The sequence below is a fragment of the Amycolatopsis sp. NBC_00438 genome, from assembly GCF_036026695.1.
Taxonomy (GTDB): Bacteria; Actinomycetota; Actinomycetes; order Mycobacteriales; family Pseudonocardiaceae; genus Amycolatopsis.
On the sequence record NZ_CP107923.1, the window covers coordinates 1 to 16,413 of the forward strand.

A 16,413-nucleotide genomic window follows, 5' to 3' on the forward strand; every position below is an offset into this window, starting at 1 on the left:
CATGTAAGTTCTCCAAGTCGCCAGGGAAACCGGGCGGCGGGGACACGAACCAAGCTCTCGCAGAAGCGATTGAGTGGGTGTCCCACCAAAATAGCTTGAAACAATCGCCGAGGTTGAGCCCGCGGGTAACGTGGGTGATTCCAGAGTGTGTTGCTTGAGAACTCAACAGTGTGCTAGTGAACTAAGCCAGTAGAGCTTATGTTTTGAAACCTCGTATGAGGTTCCTTTGAGAGCATTAATTTGCCTCGATTAAACTATTCATTGATGGAGAGTTTGATCCTGGCTCAGGACGAACGCTGGCGGCGTGCTTAACACATGCAAGTCGAACGATGAAGCCTTCGGGTGGATTAGTGGCGAACGGGTGAGTAACACGTGGGTAATCTGCCCTGCACTCTGGGATAAGCCTTGGAAACGAGGTCTAATACCGGATATCACAACTTTTCGCATGGAAAGTTGTTGAAAGTTCAGGCGGTGCAGGATGAACCCGCGGCCTATCAGCTTGTTGGTGGGGTAATGGCCTACCAAGGCGACGACGGGTAGCCGGCCTGAGAGGGTGACCGGCCACACTGGGACTGAGACACGGCCCAGACTCCTACGGGAGGCAGCAGTGGGGAATATTGCACAATGGGCGAAAGCCTGATGCAGCGACGCCGCGTGAGGGATGACGGCCTTCGGGTTGTAAACCTCTTTCGCCAGGGACGAAGCGCAAGTGACGGTACCTGGATAAGAAGCACCGGCTAACTACGTGCCAGCAGCCGCGGTAATACGTAGGGTGCAAGCGTTGTCCGGATTTATTGGGCGTAAAGAGCTCGTAGGCGGTTTGTCGCGTCGGCTGTGAAATCTGGAGGCTTAACCTTCAGCGTGCAGTCGATACGGGCAGACTTGAGTTCGGTAGGGGAGACTGGAATTCCTGGTGTAGCGGTGAAATGCGCAGATATCAGGAGGAACACCGGTGGCGAAGGCGGGTCTCTGGGCCGATACTGACGCTGAGGAGCGAAAGCGTGGGGAGCGAACAGGATTAGATACCCTGGTAGTCCACGCTGTAAACGGTGGGTGCTAGGTGTGGGCGACATTCCACGTTGTCCGTGCCGTAGCTAACGCATTAAGCACCCCGCCTGGGGAGTACGGCCGCAAGGCTAAAACTCAAAGGAATTGACGGGGGCCCGCACAAGCGGCGGAGCATGTGGATTAATTCGATGCAACGCGAAGAACCTTACCTGGGCTTGACATGCGCCAGACATCCCCAGAGATGGGGCTTCCCTTGTGGTTGGTGTACAGGTGGTGCATGGCTGTCGTCAGCTCGTGTCGTGAGATGTTGGGTTAAGTCCCGCAACGAGCGCAACCCTTATCCTACGTTGCCAGCGCGTTATGGCGGGGACTCGTGGGAGACTGCCGGGGTCAACTCGGAGGAAGGTGGGGATGACGTCAAGTCATCATGCCCCTTATGTCCAGGGCTTCACACATGCTACAATGGCTGGTACAGAGGGCTGCGATACCGCGAGGTGGAGCGAATCCCTTAAAGCCGGTCTCAGTTCGGATCGCAGTCTGCAACTCGACTGCGTGAAGTCGGAGTCGCTAGTAATCGCAGATCAGCAACGCTGCGGTGAATACGTTCCCGGGCCTTGTACACACCGCCCGTCACGTCATGAAAGTCGGTAACACCCGAAGCCCATGGCCCAACCCTTCGGGGAGGGAGTGGTCGAAGGTGGGACTGGCGATTGGGACGAAGTCGTAACAAGGTAGCCGTACCGGAAGGTGCGGCTGGATCACCTCCTTTCTAAGGAGCACAACACATCCACTCGGCCGGGATACCCGGAACCACCGTGGTGGGGTGGGCACGGTTTAACACTCGAATGCAGTGTTGCCGGGCTTGCTCAAGGAATTGTGGAACTACTGGTTATGGTCACTCTTGGTTGGCAATGCCTCCTCTAGTACTGAGCATCTTCGGATGATCGTGGAAAAAGGAGCCGGCGCCTCGGAGGGTGATTGTTTGCTATGCACACTGTTGGGTCCTGAGGCAACACGCCTTAGGGCTTACACAGCCTGGGAATGTGGTTTGTTTCTGGTGTGGTGTTTGAGAACTGTAGAGTGGATGCGAGCATCTTTGTGGTCAAGTTGTTAAGGGCACATGGTGGATGTCTTGGCTTCAGGAGCCGATGAAGGACGTAGGAGGCTGCGATAAGCCTCGGGGAGCTGTCAACCGAGCTGTGATCCGAGGATTTCCGAATGGGGAAACCCAGCACCAGTGATGTGGTGTTACCCGCACCTGAATATATAGGGTGTGTGGAGGGAACGCGGGGAAGTGAAACATCTCAGTACCCGTAGGAAGAGAAAACAACCGTGATTCCGTGAGTAGTGGCGAGCGAAAGCGGAAGAGGCTAAACCGATTGCATGTGATACCTGTCAGGGGTTGTGTAGTCGGTGTTGTGGGACCTGTCTTCTCAGAGCTGACACTCTGGGCATGATGCGGCATGGTTAGTGGAACGCCTTGGGATGGGCGGCCGGAGTGGGTGAGAGCCCCGTACGCGAAAACTGTGTTTGTGTTGTGTGATGGTGCTCCCGAGTAGCAGCGAGCTCGTGGAATTTGCTGTGAATCTGCCGGGACCACCCGGTAAGCCTAAATACTTCCTGAAGACCGATAGCGGACTAGTACCGTGAGGGAAAGATGAAAAGTACCCCGGGAGGGGAGTGAAAGAGTACCTGAAACCGTGTGCCTACAAGCCGTCAGAGCTGTAATGGTGATGGCGTGCCTTTTGAAGAATGAGCCTGCGAGTTAGTGCTGCGTGGCGAGGTTAACCCGTGTGGGGTAGCCGTAGCGAAAGCGAGTCTGAATAGGGCGCTTGAGTCGCGTGGTCTAGACCCGAAGCGGAGTGATCTACCCATGGCCAGGGTGAAGCGACGGTAAGACGTCGTGGAGGCCCGAACCCACTTAGGTTGAAAACTGAGGGGATGAGCTGTGGGTAGGGGTGAAAGGCCAATCAAACTCCGTGATAGCTGGTTCTCCCCGAAATGCATTTAGGTGCAGCGTCGCATGTTTCACCACGGGGGTAGAGCTACTGGATGGTCTAGGGGCCTTACCGGGTTACCGAAATCAACCAAACTCCGAATACCGTGGTGTGAGAGTGCGGCAGTGAGACGGCGGGGGATAAGCTTCGTCGTCGAGAGGGAAACAGCCCAGAACACCAGCTAAGGCCCCTAAGTGTGTGCTCAGTGGGAAAGGATGTGGGATTGCCCAGACAACCAGGAGGTTGGCTTAGAAGCAGCCACCCTTGAAAGAGTGCGTAATAGCTCACTGGTCAAGTGGTCCTGCGCCGACAATGTAGCGGGGCTTAAGCACACCGCCGAAGCTGTGTCATTGACACAATAGATCCACTTGGGCTCTTGAAGTCCTTGTGTAGTCGTGTTGATGGGTAGGGGAGCGTCCTGCACCCAGGGAAGCCGTGGCGGAAGCTAGCGGTGGAGGGTGTGGGAGTGAGAATGCAGGCATGAGTAGCGAATGCAGAGTGAGAAACTCTGCCGCCGGATGACCAAGGGTTCCTGGGCCAGGCTAATCCGCCCAGGGTAAGTCGGGACCTAAGGCGAGGCCGACAGGCGTAGTCGATGGACAACGGGTTGATATTCCCGTACCCGAGCATGTGCGCCCATGACGAGGCGTTTGATACTAACCACCCAAAGCGCGCCGGCGAAGTCTTCGGATGGAGTTGGTGTTGTGGAGCGTGGGACCTGATTTCGTAGTAGTCAAGCGATGGGGTGACGCAGGAAGGTAGCTCCGCCAGGCGATGGTTGTCCTGGTGTAAGCGTGTAGGCCGTCGTGTAGGCAAATCCGCACGGCACTAAGGCTGAGACGTGATGCGTAGCCGTTTGAGGCGAAGTAGAGTGATCCTATGCTGCCGAGAAAAGCCTCTAGTGAGTGCATGCACGGCCCGTACCCCAAACCAACACAGGTGGTCAGGTAGAGAATACTAAGGCGATCGGGTGAACTGTGGTTAAGGAACTCGGCAAAATGCCCCCGTAACTTCGGGAGAAGGGGGGCCAAACATCCTGAAGCCTTTTACAGGCTAGGGGTGGGTGGCCGCAGAGACCAGCGGAAAGCGACTGTTTACTAAAAACACAGGTCCATGCGAAGTCGCAAGACGATGTATATGGACTGACGCCTGCCCGGTGCTGGAACGTTAAGAGGACCGGTTAATCCCTTCGGGGGTGAAGCTGAGAATTTAAGCGCCAGTAAACGGCGGTGGTAACTATAACCATCCTAAGGTAGCGAAATTCCTTGTCGGGTAAGTTCCGACCTGCACGAATGGCGTAACGACTTTCCGGCTGTCTCAACCACAGGCCCGGCGAAATTGCACTACGAGTAAAGATGCTCGTTACGCGCGGCAGGACGGAAAGACCCCGGGACCTTTACTATAGTTTGGTATTGGTTTTCGGTTCGGCTTGTGTAGGATAGGTGGGAGACTGTGAAGCGGTGACGCTAGTTACTGTGGAGTCGTTGTTGAAATACCACTCTGGTCGAATTGGGAATCTGAACCTCGGGCCATGATCTGGTTCAGGGACAGTGCCTGATGGGTAGTTTAACTGGGGCGGTTGCCTCCTAAAGAGTAACGGAGGCGCCCAAAGGTTCCCTCAGCCTGGTTGGCAATCAGGTGTTGAGTGCAAGTGCACAAGGGAGCTTGACTGTGAGACAGACATGTCGAGCAGGGACGAAAGTCGGGACTAGTGATCCGGCACCACCTGGTGGAAGGGGTGTCGCTCAACGGATAAAAGGTACCCCGGGGATAACAGGCTGATCTTGCCCAAGAGTCCATATCGACGGCATGGTTTGGCACCTCGATGTCGGCTCGTCGCATCCTGGGGCCGGAGTAGGTCCCAAGGGTTGGGCTGTTCGCCCATTAAAGCGGCACGCGAGCTGGGTTTAGAACGTCGTGAGACAGTTCGGTCCCTATCCGCCGCGCGCGTAGGATACTTGAGGAAGGCTGTCCCTAGTACGAGAGGACCGGGACGGACGAACCTCTGGTGTGCCAGTTGTCCCGCCAGGGGCATGGCTGGTTGGCCACGTTCGGAAGGGATAACCGCTGAAGGCATCTAAGCGGGAAGCCTGTTCCAAGATGAGGTATCCCACCCTTTGTGGGTTAAGGCCCCCAATAGACCATTGGGTTGATAGGCCAGATATGGAAGCACAGTAATGTGTTGTCGAGTTGACTGGTACTAATAGGCCGAGGACTTGTCTACGAAGGTGTTACGCATCCACTCTACGGTTTCTGAGACACCACACGGCTCCCTGTTTTTTGGGGGGTGTGGTTGTTTCGTAGTGTTTCGGTGGTTTTAGCGTCAGGGAAACGCCCGGTCCCATTCCGAACCCGGAAGCTAAGCTTGACAGCGCCGATGGTACTGCAACCGAAGGGTTGTGGGAGAGTAGGACACCGCCGAACATTTTGTTGGGGAAGGGCCTGGTCTGGTTGAGAACCTTTGGTTCTCCCGGCCAGGCCCTTTTTCTATACCCACACCCCCTTTTCCGGCACCCCGGGTGGCCGGTGCTGGCGGTTTGTCGGGTTGCCGCGGTCGGGGTCGTGTCGACCCTCTAAACACGCGAGCCGACTCTCCAGTCGCTGGTGCCGGCGTTCTGATCACGTGTCGACCCGCGGATCACGCGAGTCGACCCCAGAATCACGCGAGTCTGCGCCCGAATCTTGGGTAGTGGCCTGCGGATCCACGCGAGCCAGAGCCCTCAGTCTGGCGAACCGGCCCTCAATTGCGGATGTTTGCCCCCGGATGACGTGTGCGGGCGCCTCAATCGCCTGAGCCGGCGACTCGACCACGCGAGCCGGCGTCCTCATCCGGCCTCGCGACCCCGGGTGATGCCCGCCTGATCACGGGCGATACCCCGCGGATTACGCGTGATACCTCTGTGAACACAAATGATTCTCAGTGGAGCAAGCGGGATTCACGTGATCAAATTCGGGATTGGCGTGATTGCAGGCGGAACTCGCGTGACCCGCGGGGCATCGCGTGTGATTGGGAGGGCATCACTCGTGATTGGAGGGTCGACTCGCCTACCCGGGGGCGCGGGCCTGGAGGGGCGCGGGTGAGTTACGGGGTGGGGCGGCGGAGGAGGTAGGTGTCCATGATCCAGCCGTGGCGTTCCCGGGCCGCGGTGCGGGTTTCGCGGATTTGGGTTGCCAGGGCGGGGGTCAGGGGACCGGAGAGCAGGATTTCGTCCGGGGTGCCTACGTACGCGCCCCAGTAGATCGTCAGGTCGAGAGACGTGTAGCGGTCGAACGTGGTGTGGGCGTCCAGGAGGACGAAGACGTCGTCGACGCCGTCGGGCCAGCCGGTGGCCAGCAGGCGGCCTGTTGTGAGCTGGACGGCTCGGCCGATCTGGTTCATCGTCGTGCGGTGGCGGGCCACCAAGGCCGAGATGCTGCTGATGCCCGGGATCACCTCGTACTCGAACTCGACCTTTCCCCGCGCCAGCACCGCCTCGATCAGCGCGATCGTGCTGTCGTACAGCGACGGGTCGCCCCACACCAGGAACGCGCCCGTCTGGGACGTGGTCAGCGAGGAGAGGATCACGCTCTCGTAGGCCTCGGCGCGAGCCGCGTGCCAGTCGGCTACCGCTGCTCGGTAGTCCGCCGGCCGGCGGTCTCGGGGTGGGTCCGCGACCAGCACCACGCGGTACGGGCGCGTCACGTACCGGTCGAGGATCTCCTCGCGCAGCCGGACCAGGTCGGCCTTCTCCTCGCCCTTGTCGAGCACGAAGAACACGTCGACGCGGTTGAGGCGGTCCACCGCCTGCACCGTCAGGTGCTCGGGGTCGCCGGCGCCGATCCCGATCGCGTAGATCTTCCGCATTCCGCGAGTCTGCCCCGCGGTGCGATCAACGCCACCACGGGGGCTGATGGAGAACCCCTACCCCCGATGGGTATAAAGGAAGGGGGTACGAAAGGAGCGGTCGATGACCGAAGCGACCTACACCGTCGAGGGCATGACCTGCGGGCATTGCGCCAGCTCCGTCCGCGAAGAGGTCTCCGAGCTCGCCGGGGTCCACGGCGTGGACGTCGACGTCGAGAGCGGGCGCGTCACCGTGACCAGCGACACCCCGCTGACCACCGACGCCGTCGCCGCGGCTGTCACCGAGGCCGGCTACCGCCTGGTGGCCTGAGCACCGTGACCACCGCGCAGTCCGCACGCGTCGAGCTCGCCATCGGCGGGATGACCTGCGCGTCCTGCGCGGCCCGCGTCGAGCGCAAGCTCAACAAGGTCGACGGCGTGACCGCGACGGTCAACTACGCGACCGAGAAAGCCCAGGTCAGCTTCCCGGGCAGCCTCTCCGTCGGTGACCTGGTCGGCGTCGTCGAAGCCGCCGGGTACTCGGCGCGGCTCCCGGAGCCCGACGCGCCGGCCGAAGACGGCACGCTGCGCAAGCGTTTGCTGCTCTCCGCCGTGCTCACCATTCCCCTGCTGGTGCTCGCGATGGTGCCCAGCTGGCAGTTCGACTACTGGCAGTGGGTCTCGCTCGCGCTCGCCGCCCCGGTCGTGACGTGGGGCGCGTGGCCGTTCCACCGCGCCGCCGCGGTCAACCTGCGGCACGTCACCGCCACCATGGACACGCTGATCTCGCTCGGCGTCGTCGCGTCGACGGCCTGGTCGCTGTACGCCCTGCTCTTCGGCATGGCCGGCGAGATCGGCATGCGCCACGGCTTCGAGCTGCTCAGCACCGGCATGGCCGGCGACAACCTGTACTTCGAGGTGGCCGCCGCGGTCACCACGTTCATCCTCGCCGGCCGCTACTTCGAAGCCCGGTCCAAGCGCCGCGCCGGCGCCGCCCTGCGCGCGCTGCTGGACCTCGGCGCGAAGGACGTCACCGTGCTCCGCGATGGTGACGAGCAGCAGGTGCCGATCAAAAGCCTGCAGGTCGGAGACGTTTTTGTCGCTCGGCCCGGCGAGAAGATCGCCACCGACGGCGTCGTGACCGAAGGCCGTTCCGCGGTCGACACCAGCATGCTCACCGGCGAGTCGATGCCGGTCGAGGCCGGCCCGGGCGACGCGGTCACCGGCGCGACCGTGAACGTCGGCGGGCGGCTGCTCGTCCGCGCGACACGCGTCGGCGCGGATACCCGGCTGGCGCAGCTGGCCCGGCTGGTCGAGGCCGCGCAGAACGGGAAGGCCGAGGCCCAGCGTCTCGCCGACCGGGTGTCGGCGGTGTTCGTGCCCGCGGTCGTCTTCGCGGCGCTCGCGACACTGGTCGTCTGGCTCGCCACGGGCGGCAGCGAAGACCAGGCGTTCACCGCGGCCGTCGCCGTGCTGATCATCGCCTGCCCGTGCGCGCTCGGCCTCGCGACACCGACGGCGCTGCTCGTCGGCACCGGCCGCGGCGCGCAGCTGGGCATCGTCATCAAGGGCCCCGAGGTGCTCGAGTCCACCCGCCGCGTCGACACCGTCGTGCTCGACAAGACCGGCACCGTCACCACCGGCCGGATGACGCTGGTCGAGGGGGACGGCGAGGTCCTCCGGCTGGCCGGCGCCGTCGAGGCGGCCTCCGAGCACCCGGTCGCCCGCGCGATCGTGGACGCGGCCCGGGCCAGGACCGGCCCGCTCCCCGCCGTGACGGATTTCCGGAGCACCCCCGGGCTCGGCGTGACGGGCGTGGTCGAGGGGCGGCGGGTCGCCGTCGGCCGGGCGGCCTTCGTGGGTGCGGAAGCCGCCGAGACGGCGGGTGCGACCACGGTGCACGTGGCTTGGGACGGCGAAGTCCGCGGCCGCCTGGTCGTCGCCGACACCATCAAGCCGACGTCGGCTCAGGCCGTCGCTGAGCTGCGGGACCTCGGCCTGACGCCGGTGCTGCTGACCGGGGACAACGCGGGCGCGGCCCGGGCGATCGCGGCCGAGGCGGGGATCGACGAGGTCGTCGCCGAGGTGCTGCCCGAGGACAAGGTCGACGTCGTGAAGCGGCTGCAGGCCGAGGGGCGCGTGGTCGCGATGGTCGGTGACGGCGTCAACGACGCCGCCGCGCTCGCGCAGGCCGACCTGGGCCTGGCCATGGGCACCGGCACCGACGCGGCGATCGAAGCCGGCGACCTGACGCTGGTCCGCGGTGACCTGCGTGCCGCCGGCGACGCGATCCGGCTGGCCCGCCGGACGCTGGCCACCATCAAGGGCAACCTGTTCTGGGCGTTCGCCTACAACGTCGCGGCGCTGCCGCTGGCCGCGCTCGGCCTGCTCAACCCGATGATCGCGGGCGCGGCGATGGCGTGCTCGTCGGCCTTCGTGGTGAGCAACAGCCTCCGCCTGCGCCGCTTCCGCTGAAGCTGAGTGACCTGGCCCGATACGTGGGGTGGGTATACTTGCAGGCAGGGAAGCCAACTACGGGGACGGGTGGGCCATGACGGGTTACGGCAGCGAGCGAGAGGCGTACCTCAAGCGCCTGCGCCGGATCGAAGGACAGATCCGCGGGCTGCAGCGCATGGTCGAGCAGGACAAGTACTGCATCGACATCCTGACCCAGGTCTCCGCGGCGACCAAGGCGCTCCAGTCGTTCTCGCTGGAACTGCTCGACGAGCACCTGGCGACGTGCGTGGTCCAGGCGGCCGCGGCCGGCGGGGAAGAAGCCGACCTGAAGGTGCGGGAAGCGTCGGACGCGATCGCGCGGCTCGTGCGCTCCTGACCCGTGCCAGGTGGGGTCGTGAGTGTTCAGGGCGGTGAGAACCCTCCTGAACACTCACGACCGGCCGTGGCAGATCACCGGACCAGTACGGCGAGGGGCAGGCCGCCCGCGTTGGTCGTGAAGTGGACGATCACCGACGCCAGGACGCCCCGGCCCTGGTGGCGCCACCAGTGCAGGAAGATCCCCGCGACGCCGGCCGCGGCCATCGCCAGGATCTGCAGCACCACCACCGGCGTTGTCCCGAACACCGCGTGGACCGCCGCGTTGCGGCCGATCGCCAGGGCCGGCAGGTAGTGCCAGAGGCCGAACAGCGCCGCCGCGCCCAGGATCGGGGGCCAGCGCCAGCGGTCGTCCCGTGCGCCCAGCAGAGCCGGGAGCACACCGCGGAAGGCGATCTCCTCGATCAGCACCGTGCCGAACAGGATCCGGCCGCAGGTCAGCCAGATCAGCTGGCCGAAGTCGGGGGTGCCGACCCGGCCGTCCTGGTAGACCGTCCGCAGCGCCGGCACGGCCAGCGCGATGCCGAACACCACCGCGACCAGCCCGGCTCCGGCCAGTCCGACCAAGGCGGACCGCCGGAACGAGCGCAAGCCCAGGTCGGACCACGACAAGCCGGCCGCACGAGCCAGGCCGATCAGCGCCGCCGCGGCCACCAGCCCGCACACGGGGTACGCCCAGCCGGGCAGCACGCGGTTGGCCAGCGTCGTCGACGCGGCCAGCGTCACGACCGCCGCGACCAGGGCGAACATCCGCGTCAAGGGATGATGTCCCGCGAGTCGAGCGCGTCGGTCAGCCGTTCGCGCAGCTCGGCCGCGGTGGCCTGCGGGTCGATCGCCGACGGCGGGGACAGCACCTTCGAGATCACCGTCGACAGGTTCTGGTACGCCGGGGTCAGCGGCCGGACGGCGGCGTCGGACAGCGCCGCCAGGATGTCCGGCTTCATCGGGAACCGGGCCGCCATCGTCGAGCCGGGGTCGGCCGGGTCGAGCGGCGCCGGGTCGTCGTAGACCGCGCGCGTCGTCGGGGCCAGGCCGTCCTCGATCGCCTGGTACTTCTGGCTCGCCGGGCTGCGCAGGCACAACGCCGCGTCGAACGCCTCCGCCCGGTGTGGCGAGTACGTGCTGATCGCCAGGTTGAAGCCGCCGATCGTGACGCGGCTCGGGCGCCCCGGGACCACCGACGGGTAGCGGGTCCAGCGGACGTGCCCCAGGTCCTGCGGCTTCTCCTTCGCGTAGGCGGCGTAGACGTACGGCCAGTTCAGCTCCAGCGCGCCCTGCCCGCGCTGGAACGCCTGCCGGACCTCGTCCTCCTTCGAGTTGCCCAGTGACGGGTCGGTGATCCCGGCCGTGGTGAGCGTCTTCAGCAGCTCCAGCGCGCGGACGGCGCCGGCGTCCAGCAGCACGGACTTGCCGTTGTCGGACAGGATGTGCCCGCCCGCCGAGGCGACCAGGGTGTTGTAGAACACCACCAGCCCCTCGTACTGGGCGCCGGTGAACAGGACGTTCGCCGGCTTCCCGGCCGCCTTCAGGGCCTGGGCCTGCGCCATCATCTCGTCGAACGTCTTCGGCGGTGACGGCGTCAGCCGGTCGTCGTACCAGAGCAGCTGGACGTTCGTGTGCTTCGTCGCCGCGTACAGCTTCCCGTTCCAGCGCGCGGTCGAGAGCGGCCCGGGCAGCACGTCCCGCGTCGCCTCGGCCTCGGCCGCGCCGGTCCACGGCACCACCCAGCCCGCCTCGGCGAACTCCGGCACCCAGGTGACGTCCAGGCCGAGCACGTCCAGCGACGGGTCCTCCGCGGCGAGCCGGCGCACCATCTGCTCGCGCTGGCCGTCCGCGCCGCGCGGCAGCTTGTGGTACTCGATCCGGTACCGGCCGGCGGCGGCCGCGTTGCAGGTGTCGACGACGTGCTGGAGGTTGTTCTCCGGCGAGACGTACAGGTTGATCGTCAGGCCCGAGCCGCTGCCGCACGCCGTGAGCGTGCCGCCCACCAGGGCGGCGACCAGTACGGACCGCGTGATCGTCGAGCGCATGGGCGTCCCCTCACCTCGGCCGGCGATCACCCGATCATGGGTGCTGCCCGGCCGGGGGACAAGGGGTCAGCCGACCGCGTCGGAAAGATCGTCCGCGGGCGAGCGTCTCTGCACGGGCACCCGCTTCGACATCGGCAGCGTGGCTTCGGGGTCGGACGCCGCCGGCTTTTCGTCGAGGGCAACGGCCGCCTCGGCCAGCAGGGACCGGCAGCCGACGAGGCTCGCGTGGAGCTTGTCGCGGACCTCGGTGAGCGCCGCGACCTCGCGTTCCGCGGCCGTGACCAGCGTTTCGCCGTGCCGGGTGGCGTCGGTGATCGTCTGCTCGGCCGTGGCCCGGGCCGTGGCCAGCTCGCTTTCGCCGGTCGTGACCAGGGTTTCCGTGCGCTGGGTGGCTTCGGCCACGAGCCTGTCCGCCTTCGCCCGGGCGGCCGCGTCCTGCTCGGCCAGTTCGCTCATCGCCTCGGCGCGGCGGAGCGTCAACGCCCGCGTGTGATCCTCTTCCTGCCGGGCCCGGCGGCGCGCCGCGGCCTCGTCGAGCTCACGGCGGCGCTGCTCGGCCGCCCGCAGGAGTTCTTCGTGCTCGGTGCGCTGCCGCTCGCGGTCGGCTTCGGCCAGGGCGAGGACTTCGTGTTCCTTCTCGGTGAGCCGCACGGCCTCGAGCTCCGCCTCCCGGCGGATCCGTTCGGCGGTTTCCCTTGCCCGACCGGTGATTTCGGTCGCTTCCTCGCGGGTGAGCTCGATCATCCGGCGCGAACGCTCCTGCAGCGCGTCCGGCTCGATCGGGGTCCGGCTGATCCGGTCGATCTTCACCCGGAGCTCACGGTTCTCGTCGGCGAACGCGGCCGCGCGCCGGGCCGCGGCATCGCGTTCGTCGGTGAGTCTGCGGATTTCGGCCTCGGCCCACTCGACGTATTCGACGACCTGCGCGCGGTGAAAACCGCGCCACGCCTGGTCGAATCCGGGCTGCGTGCGCGCCACGTCCTCGCCACCGCCGGGGGCCATGCCTCACCTCCGAATTGGATGGTTTCTCCTCGGCCGCACGTTTTCCTTGCGGTGCCGGGGATTTCCGTGTGCACCCCAGTGTGCCGCAAACCGGCCCCCGCGCGCTGCCCGGGCGGGCGATCATTCGTCGAGCGGTTCCCCGGCGCCGGTGGACGTGCTGCGGACGCCGGGCAATTCGGCGAGTTCGGCGGCCAGGTCGTAAAGATCACCCCGGCCGTCGAGGCGCAGGGTGACGATCGCGATCCGTTGCCCCTCCTCGGAAACTCTGCCATCCAGGGCTTCGCCCCGAGCCGGGGGCTCCGCCACCCGGGGCCCCCAATAGGGTTCGTGGTCGACCTCGACGTGGTGCACCGACCAGCCGCGTCCGGTGCACACCGCCAGCGCCGCGCGCAGCACGCCCTGGCCGTCGACGTAGCTCAAGCGCACCACCGGCGGTTCCTTGCGGTGGCGTGCGACGAACCGCTGCAGCGGCGGCAAACCGCGCGTCACCACGAAGTGCCCGATCGTCGTGCCGACCGCGAGCACCGGCAGGCCGGCGCCGCACGCCGTGCCGACCGCGGCGGTGAGCCAGATCGTCGCGGCCGTGGTCAGCCCGCGGACGGCGTCGCGGCGGACGAAGATCAGCCCGGCGCCGAGGAAGCCGATGCCGGAGACGATCTGCGCGGCGATCCGCGACGGGTCGAGCGCGATGTGGTCGGTGGCGAGCAGGTCGGCGAAGCCGTACTTCGACACCAGCATGAACACCGCCGAGCCGACGCCGACCAGGCTGTGCGTCCGCAGGCCGGCGGCCTTCATCCCGGCCTCGCGCTCGAGGCCGATGGCGACGCTGAGCAGCAGGGCGAGCACGACCGGCGGCAGCAGTTCCCACTGCGCCGACGTGGACCACAGAGTGGGCAAGATCACGACCTCCCGAGGTCTCGCGGGTGCCGGCCACCCGGCAAGCGGGAAGAACCGCCGAGGGCCGTCACCAGGGCATACTGAGCCGAGATCACCGATCGTGCCAGGGCGAGGTGGAGCGCGTGACAACGAGTCGGCCGGCCACGGCCCCGGACTTCGTCGGCTACCCGCAGGTGCGGCGCGGTGTGCGCGCGCTGCTCGACGGGCGGCCCGGCCTGCACCACCGCCCGGTCCCCGCGTGTCCCGAGTGGACCGTCACGGACCTGCTCGGTCACCTGACCGTGATCGCCGAACGTGTCCTCGGCCGGCACGGCGGCACCCCGCCGCCGTCGCCGGTCGCTTCGCCGGCCCTGCCCGCGCTGCTCGACCGCTGGGACGCCGTCGGCGCGGAGCTCGACCCGCTGCTCGCCGCCGCGGGCGGGCGCAGTGGCGAGGTCATGGTGATGGACGCCTACACCCACGAGCTGGACCTGCGCGCCGCGCTCGGCGTGCCGCCGCCCGCCGAGCACGTCGCCTGGGCACCGAGCTTCGACGTCCTGGTCCGGGGCCTCTCCGGCTCGATCGCCGGGCGTGGGCTGCCGGCCCTGCTGATCCGCACCGGCGACGGCGCCGAGTGGACGGCGGGCGAGGGACGGCCGGCGGCGTCGGTGACCGCGCCGGCCCACGACCTCTACCGCGCGCTCGCCGGGCGGCGCTCGCTCGGCCAGCTGGCGGCGCTGGACTGGAGCGAGACGCCGGGCCCGTGGCTGCCGGCCTTCAGCTGGGGACCGTTCTCCCCGCCGCTGTCACCCGGCGTTTGAGCGTCCGGGGTCAGCCGCCGGGCGGCGTGACCGTCAGCAGCGCCGCCAAGGCCAGGACGACGACGCTCAGCACGACCTCCACCACCACGGCCTGACGCAGGCGGCGCAGGTTCGTCGTCACCGTCTTCGTCGCGCCCTCCGCCGGCGCGGTCATGCCCCGGCGCACCACCCGGCGGGAGCGGCTCGCCACCACCAGCAGCAGCGCGAAGCCGGCGATCTTCGCCAGCACGAGCACGCCGAAGCCGGTCGTCCAGAGGGACGACAGCGAGGGCATGATGCGCAGCGCCAGCACCGCGCCGCTGAGCGCGATCGCCGTCACGGCGCCGGCCGCGAGCCGGGAGAACCGCGTCGCGACGGGGGCCAGGTCCTCGTCCGCACCCGGGCGGAACAGGGCCAGGGCCAGCTGGACCAGGCCGCCCGCCCAGATGGCGATCGCGCCGAAGTGCACCAGGTCCGCCGTCACCGAGACGAACATGATCGGGTCGGTGACCGGGTGCCCGGTGGCCGAGAACGTCAGCAGCACGAGGAACCCGGTGACCATGGCCAGGTTCTCGTAGCGGGAGCGCAGCCGGTCGGGCAGGCCGGTCCGCAGGAGCCGGGGCACCAGCACCGCCAGCGCGGCGACCGCCACCAGCCGGAGCAGCAGGAGCTTGCCGTACGCGACGCGCATCGTGTCCGCCAGCAGCCCGGTGTCGAACACGGCTTCGAGGTCACGGCCCGCCGCGTACGGGCCCTGCAGCACGAACTGCGCGACGGTCGTCACCACGACGAGACCGGCGCCCCAGCGCAGCAGCCGCCGGGCCCGGCCGTCGGTGCGGGCGCCCGGCCGGCACACCACCACGAACGCCAGCCCGCCGAGCAGCACCACACCGAGGTAGGCGAACCAGCGCACCACCGTCGACACCGTGTTGACCGTCGTGTCGGTGCCGGTCGCCGCGGACACCGCGCCCGCCGACGTCACCAGCGGCCCGGCGCCGACGACGAACGCGAACGTGCCGCGCACCGGGTGCGAGTCGGCCGAGACGAAGGCGTATTCGACCAGGTAGCTCGCGTCCGGCAGGTTCGGCCGCAGGTGCACCGCGACCTGCTCCGCGACGTCGCCGGGCTGGAACACCGGCCCGGTGTCGACCTGGGTGCCCGCCAGGTCGACGACCTTGATCGACCCGGGCTGGATCCCGACGTTCTCCGAGAGCGTCACCGACACCAGGGACGGCGCCGCGCTCAGGCGGGCGCCGTCCCCGGGGGTCGACGAGACGATCTCGACGTGGGCCGAAGCCGGAGTGGCGCTCAGCACCAGCCAGCCGACGAGGAAGGCCAGCAGGGCCAGCGCGCGCTTCACGACGCGGCGAGGGCGGGCTGCTTCGGCTGCCCGCAGACGCAGCCGGTCAGCTCGTGCTCGGCGGCCGAGGCGCGCCGGTGCAGGATCACCGCGACGATCATCGGGATGGTGACGATCGTGTTGTAGAACAGGTGCAGCTCCACCCGCGGGATCAGCAGCTGGATGATGCTGGTGGGTACCTTCTGCCCGGCCAGCCGCCAGCCCGACTGGGCCTGGATGAACAGCAGCAGGTGCTCGATGTGGTGCCAGAACTGGATGCCCAGCGCCAGGTTCCACCACTGCCGCGAACGGCCCGCGAACCCGTGCCGCAGCACCCACAGGAACACCAGCATCACGAGCGCGTAGCCGTAGTGCAGCCACTCCTGGGAGATCAGCCAGGGGAACGGCATGCCGAGCACGCCCCGGGCCCGCGACGTCGGCCAGCCGAACCCGTAGATCTGGATGGCCTGCACGATGTGCTCGGCCCAGTGCGCGAGAACGATGATCATGAACACCGCGAGCGCCCGGTGGTGGTACCTGCTGTTCAGGTTCCCCAGAAAGCCGGACGGCCGAGTCAGTTCGGACGTCGACATGAATGTGCCCCTTATGTGCGGATTGCGGAAAACGGCGGGTCCGCTGAACTTAGCCGCCCGAAGCGCCGGATCCGTTACTCCGGATTGCCGATTCTGCGGCGCGGGGTTGCGCC

The 16,413-nt window shown here is 66.7% G+C and carries 11 protein-coding genes and 3 rRNA genes; 7 read left to right on the forward strand and 7 right to left on the reverse strand.

The features are described 5' to 3' along the window. The first annotated feature begins 261 nt into the window (after nucleotides 1-261). The 3 genes from OG494_RS00005 (at nucleotide 262) to rrf (ending at nucleotide 5,429) form a co-directional block, all read left to right on the forward strand. Nucleotides 262-1,777: ribosomal RNA gene (locus tag OG494_RS00005) — 16S ribosomal RNA — on the forward strand. Between the two features lie 331 nt (nucleotides 1,778-2,108). Then, a 23S ribosomal RNA gene (locus tag OG494_RS00010) occupies nucleotides 2,109-5,229 on the forward strand. Nucleotides 5,230-5,312: 83 nt separating this feature from the next. Then, nucleotides 5,313-5,429 (forward strand): 5S ribosomal RNA (gene rrf / locus OG494_RS00015). The 16S, 23S and 5S rRNA genes sit together here, the layout of an rRNA operon. 658 nt (nucleotides 5,430-6,087) lie before the next feature. On the opposite strand, the gene cobF is transcribed toward rrf, so the two are convergent. Next, the gene (cobF, locus tag OG494_RS00020; protein ID WP_328450609.1) at nucleotides 6,088-6,849 is read right to left on the reverse strand and encodes a precorrin-6A synthase (deacetylating); all 762 of its coding nucleotides are present in this window, start codon (nucleotides 6,847-6,849) and stop codon (nucleotides 6,088-6,090) included. A 103-nt stretch (nucleotides 6,850-6,952) separates the two neighbouring features. Between cobF and OG494_RS00025 the strand changes: the two genes are divergently transcribed. The 3 genes from OG494_RS00025 (at nucleotide 6,953) to OG494_RS00035 (ending at nucleotide 9,661) form a co-directional block, all read left to right on the forward strand. Further along, entirely contained in the window at nucleotides 6,953-7,159 is a 207-nt protein-coding gene (locus OG494_RS00025; protein WP_328450612.1) for a heavy-metal-associated domain-containing protein, read from the forward strand. After that, entirely contained in the window at nucleotides 7,156-9,303 is a 2,148-nt protein-coding gene (locus OG494_RS00030) for a heavy metal translocating P-type ATPase (RefSeq protein WP_328458838.1), read from the forward strand. Before OG494_RS00025 ends, OG494_RS00030 begins: the two co-directional genes overlap by 4 nt. 76 nt (nucleotides 9,304-9,379) lie before the next feature. After that, complete coding sequence (locus OG494_RS00035) at nucleotides 9,380-9,661, forward strand: metal-sensitive transcriptional regulator (RefSeq protein ID WP_072477203.1); 282 nt, start codon at nucleotides 9,380-9,382, stop codon at nucleotides 9,659-9,661. 74 nt (nucleotides 9,662-9,735) lie between these two features. Here the strand turns inward: OG494_RS00035 and OG494_RS00040 are convergent, their stop codons facing one another. The 4 genes from OG494_RS00040 to OG494_RS00055 form a co-directional block, all read right to left on the reverse strand. Continuing rightward, the gene (locus OG494_RS00040; protein WP_328450619.1) at nucleotides 9,736-10,410 is read right to left on the reverse strand and encodes a CPBP family intramembrane glutamic endopeptidase; all 675 of its coding nucleotides are present in this window, start codon (nucleotides 10,408-10,410) and stop codon (nucleotides 9,736-9,738) included. A 5-nt stretch (nucleotides 10,411-10,415) separates the two neighbouring features. Continuing rightward, nucleotides 10,416-11,690 carry an ABC transporter substrate-binding protein gene (locus tag OG494_RS00045; protein WP_328450621.1) on the reverse strand — a complete coding sequence of 425 codons (1,275 nt, stop codon included), beginning with the start codon at nucleotides 11,688-11,690 and terminating at the stop codon, nucleotides 10,416-10,418. 66 nt (nucleotides 11,691-11,756) lie between these two features. Further along, the gene (locus OG494_RS00050; RefSeq protein ID WP_328450623.1) at nucleotides 11,757-12,692 is read right to left on the reverse strand and encodes a M protein; all 936 of its coding nucleotides are present in this window, start codon (nucleotides 12,690-12,692) and stop codon (nucleotides 11,757-11,759) included. A 120-nt stretch (nucleotides 12,693-12,812) separates the two neighbouring features. Next, complete coding sequence (locus OG494_RS00055; RefSeq protein WP_442874366.1) at nucleotides 12,813-13,595, reverse strand: MgtC/SapB family protein; 783 nt, start codon at nucleotides 13,593-13,595, stop codon at nucleotides 12,813-12,815. Between the two features lie 116 nt (nucleotides 13,596-13,711). Here OG494_RS00055 and OG494_RS00060 point away from each other — a divergent pair, with 116 nt between their 5' ends. Beyond that, nucleotides 13,712-14,389: a maleylpyruvate isomerase family mycothiol-dependent enzyme gene (locus tag OG494_RS00060; protein ID WP_328450627.1), complete on the forward strand. Its 678-nt coding sequence runs from the start codon at nucleotides 13,712-13,714 to the stop codon at nucleotides 14,387-14,389. 10 nt (nucleotides 14,390-14,399) lie between these two features. On the opposite strand, the gene OG494_RS00065 is transcribed toward OG494_RS00060, so the two are convergent. Both OG494_RS00065 and OG494_RS00070 read right to left on the reverse strand, forming a co-directional pair. Continuing rightward, nucleotides 14,400-15,728, reverse strand: coding sequence for a copper resistance CopC/CopD family protein (locus OG494_RS00065; RefSeq protein ID WP_328450629.1), 1,329 nt, complete (start codon nucleotides 15,726-15,728; stop codon nucleotides 14,400-14,402). Then, nucleotides 15,725-16,300, reverse strand: a complete 576-nt coding sequence (locus OG494_RS00070) for a hypothetical protein (RefSeq protein WP_328450631.1) — start codon at nucleotides 16,298-16,300, stop codon at nucleotides 15,725-15,727. Before OG494_RS00070 ends, OG494_RS00065 begins: the two co-directional genes overlap by 4 nt. Nucleotides 16,301-16,413 lie beyond the last annotated feature (113 nt).

What these genes read in the sequence shown, in the direction of transcription:
- cobF (WP_328450609.1), bottom strand. Translation starts at nt 6,849, where the DNA reads ATGCGGAAGATCTACGCGATCGGGATCGGCGCCGGCGACCCCGAGCAC.
- OG494_RS00045 (WP_328450621.1), bottom strand. Translation starts at nt 11,690, where the DNA reads ATGCGCTCGACGATCACGCGGTCCGTACTGGTCGCCGCCCTGGTGGGC.
- OG494_RS00040 (WP_328450619.1), bottom strand. Translation starts at nt 10,410, where the DNA reads ATGTTCGCCCTGGTCGCGGCGGTCGTGACGCTGGCCGCGTCGACGACG.
- OG494_RS00035 (WP_072477203.1), top strand. Translation starts at nt 9,380, where the DNA reads ATGACGGGTTACGGCAGCGAGCGAGAGGCGTACCTCAAGCGCCTGCGC.
- OG494_RS00050 (WP_328450623.1), bottom strand. Translation starts at nt 12,692, where the DNA reads ATGGCCCCCGGCGGTGGCGAGGACGTGGCGCGCACGCAGCCCGGATTC.
- OG494_RS00070 (WP_328450631.1), bottom strand. Translation starts at nt 16,300, where the DNA reads ATGTCGACGTCCGAACTGACTCGGCCGTCCGGCTTTCTGGGGAACCTG.
- OG494_RS00025 (WP_328450612.1), top strand. Translation starts at nt 6,953, where the DNA reads ATGACCGAAGCGACCTACACCGTCGAGGGCATGACCTGCGGGCATTGC.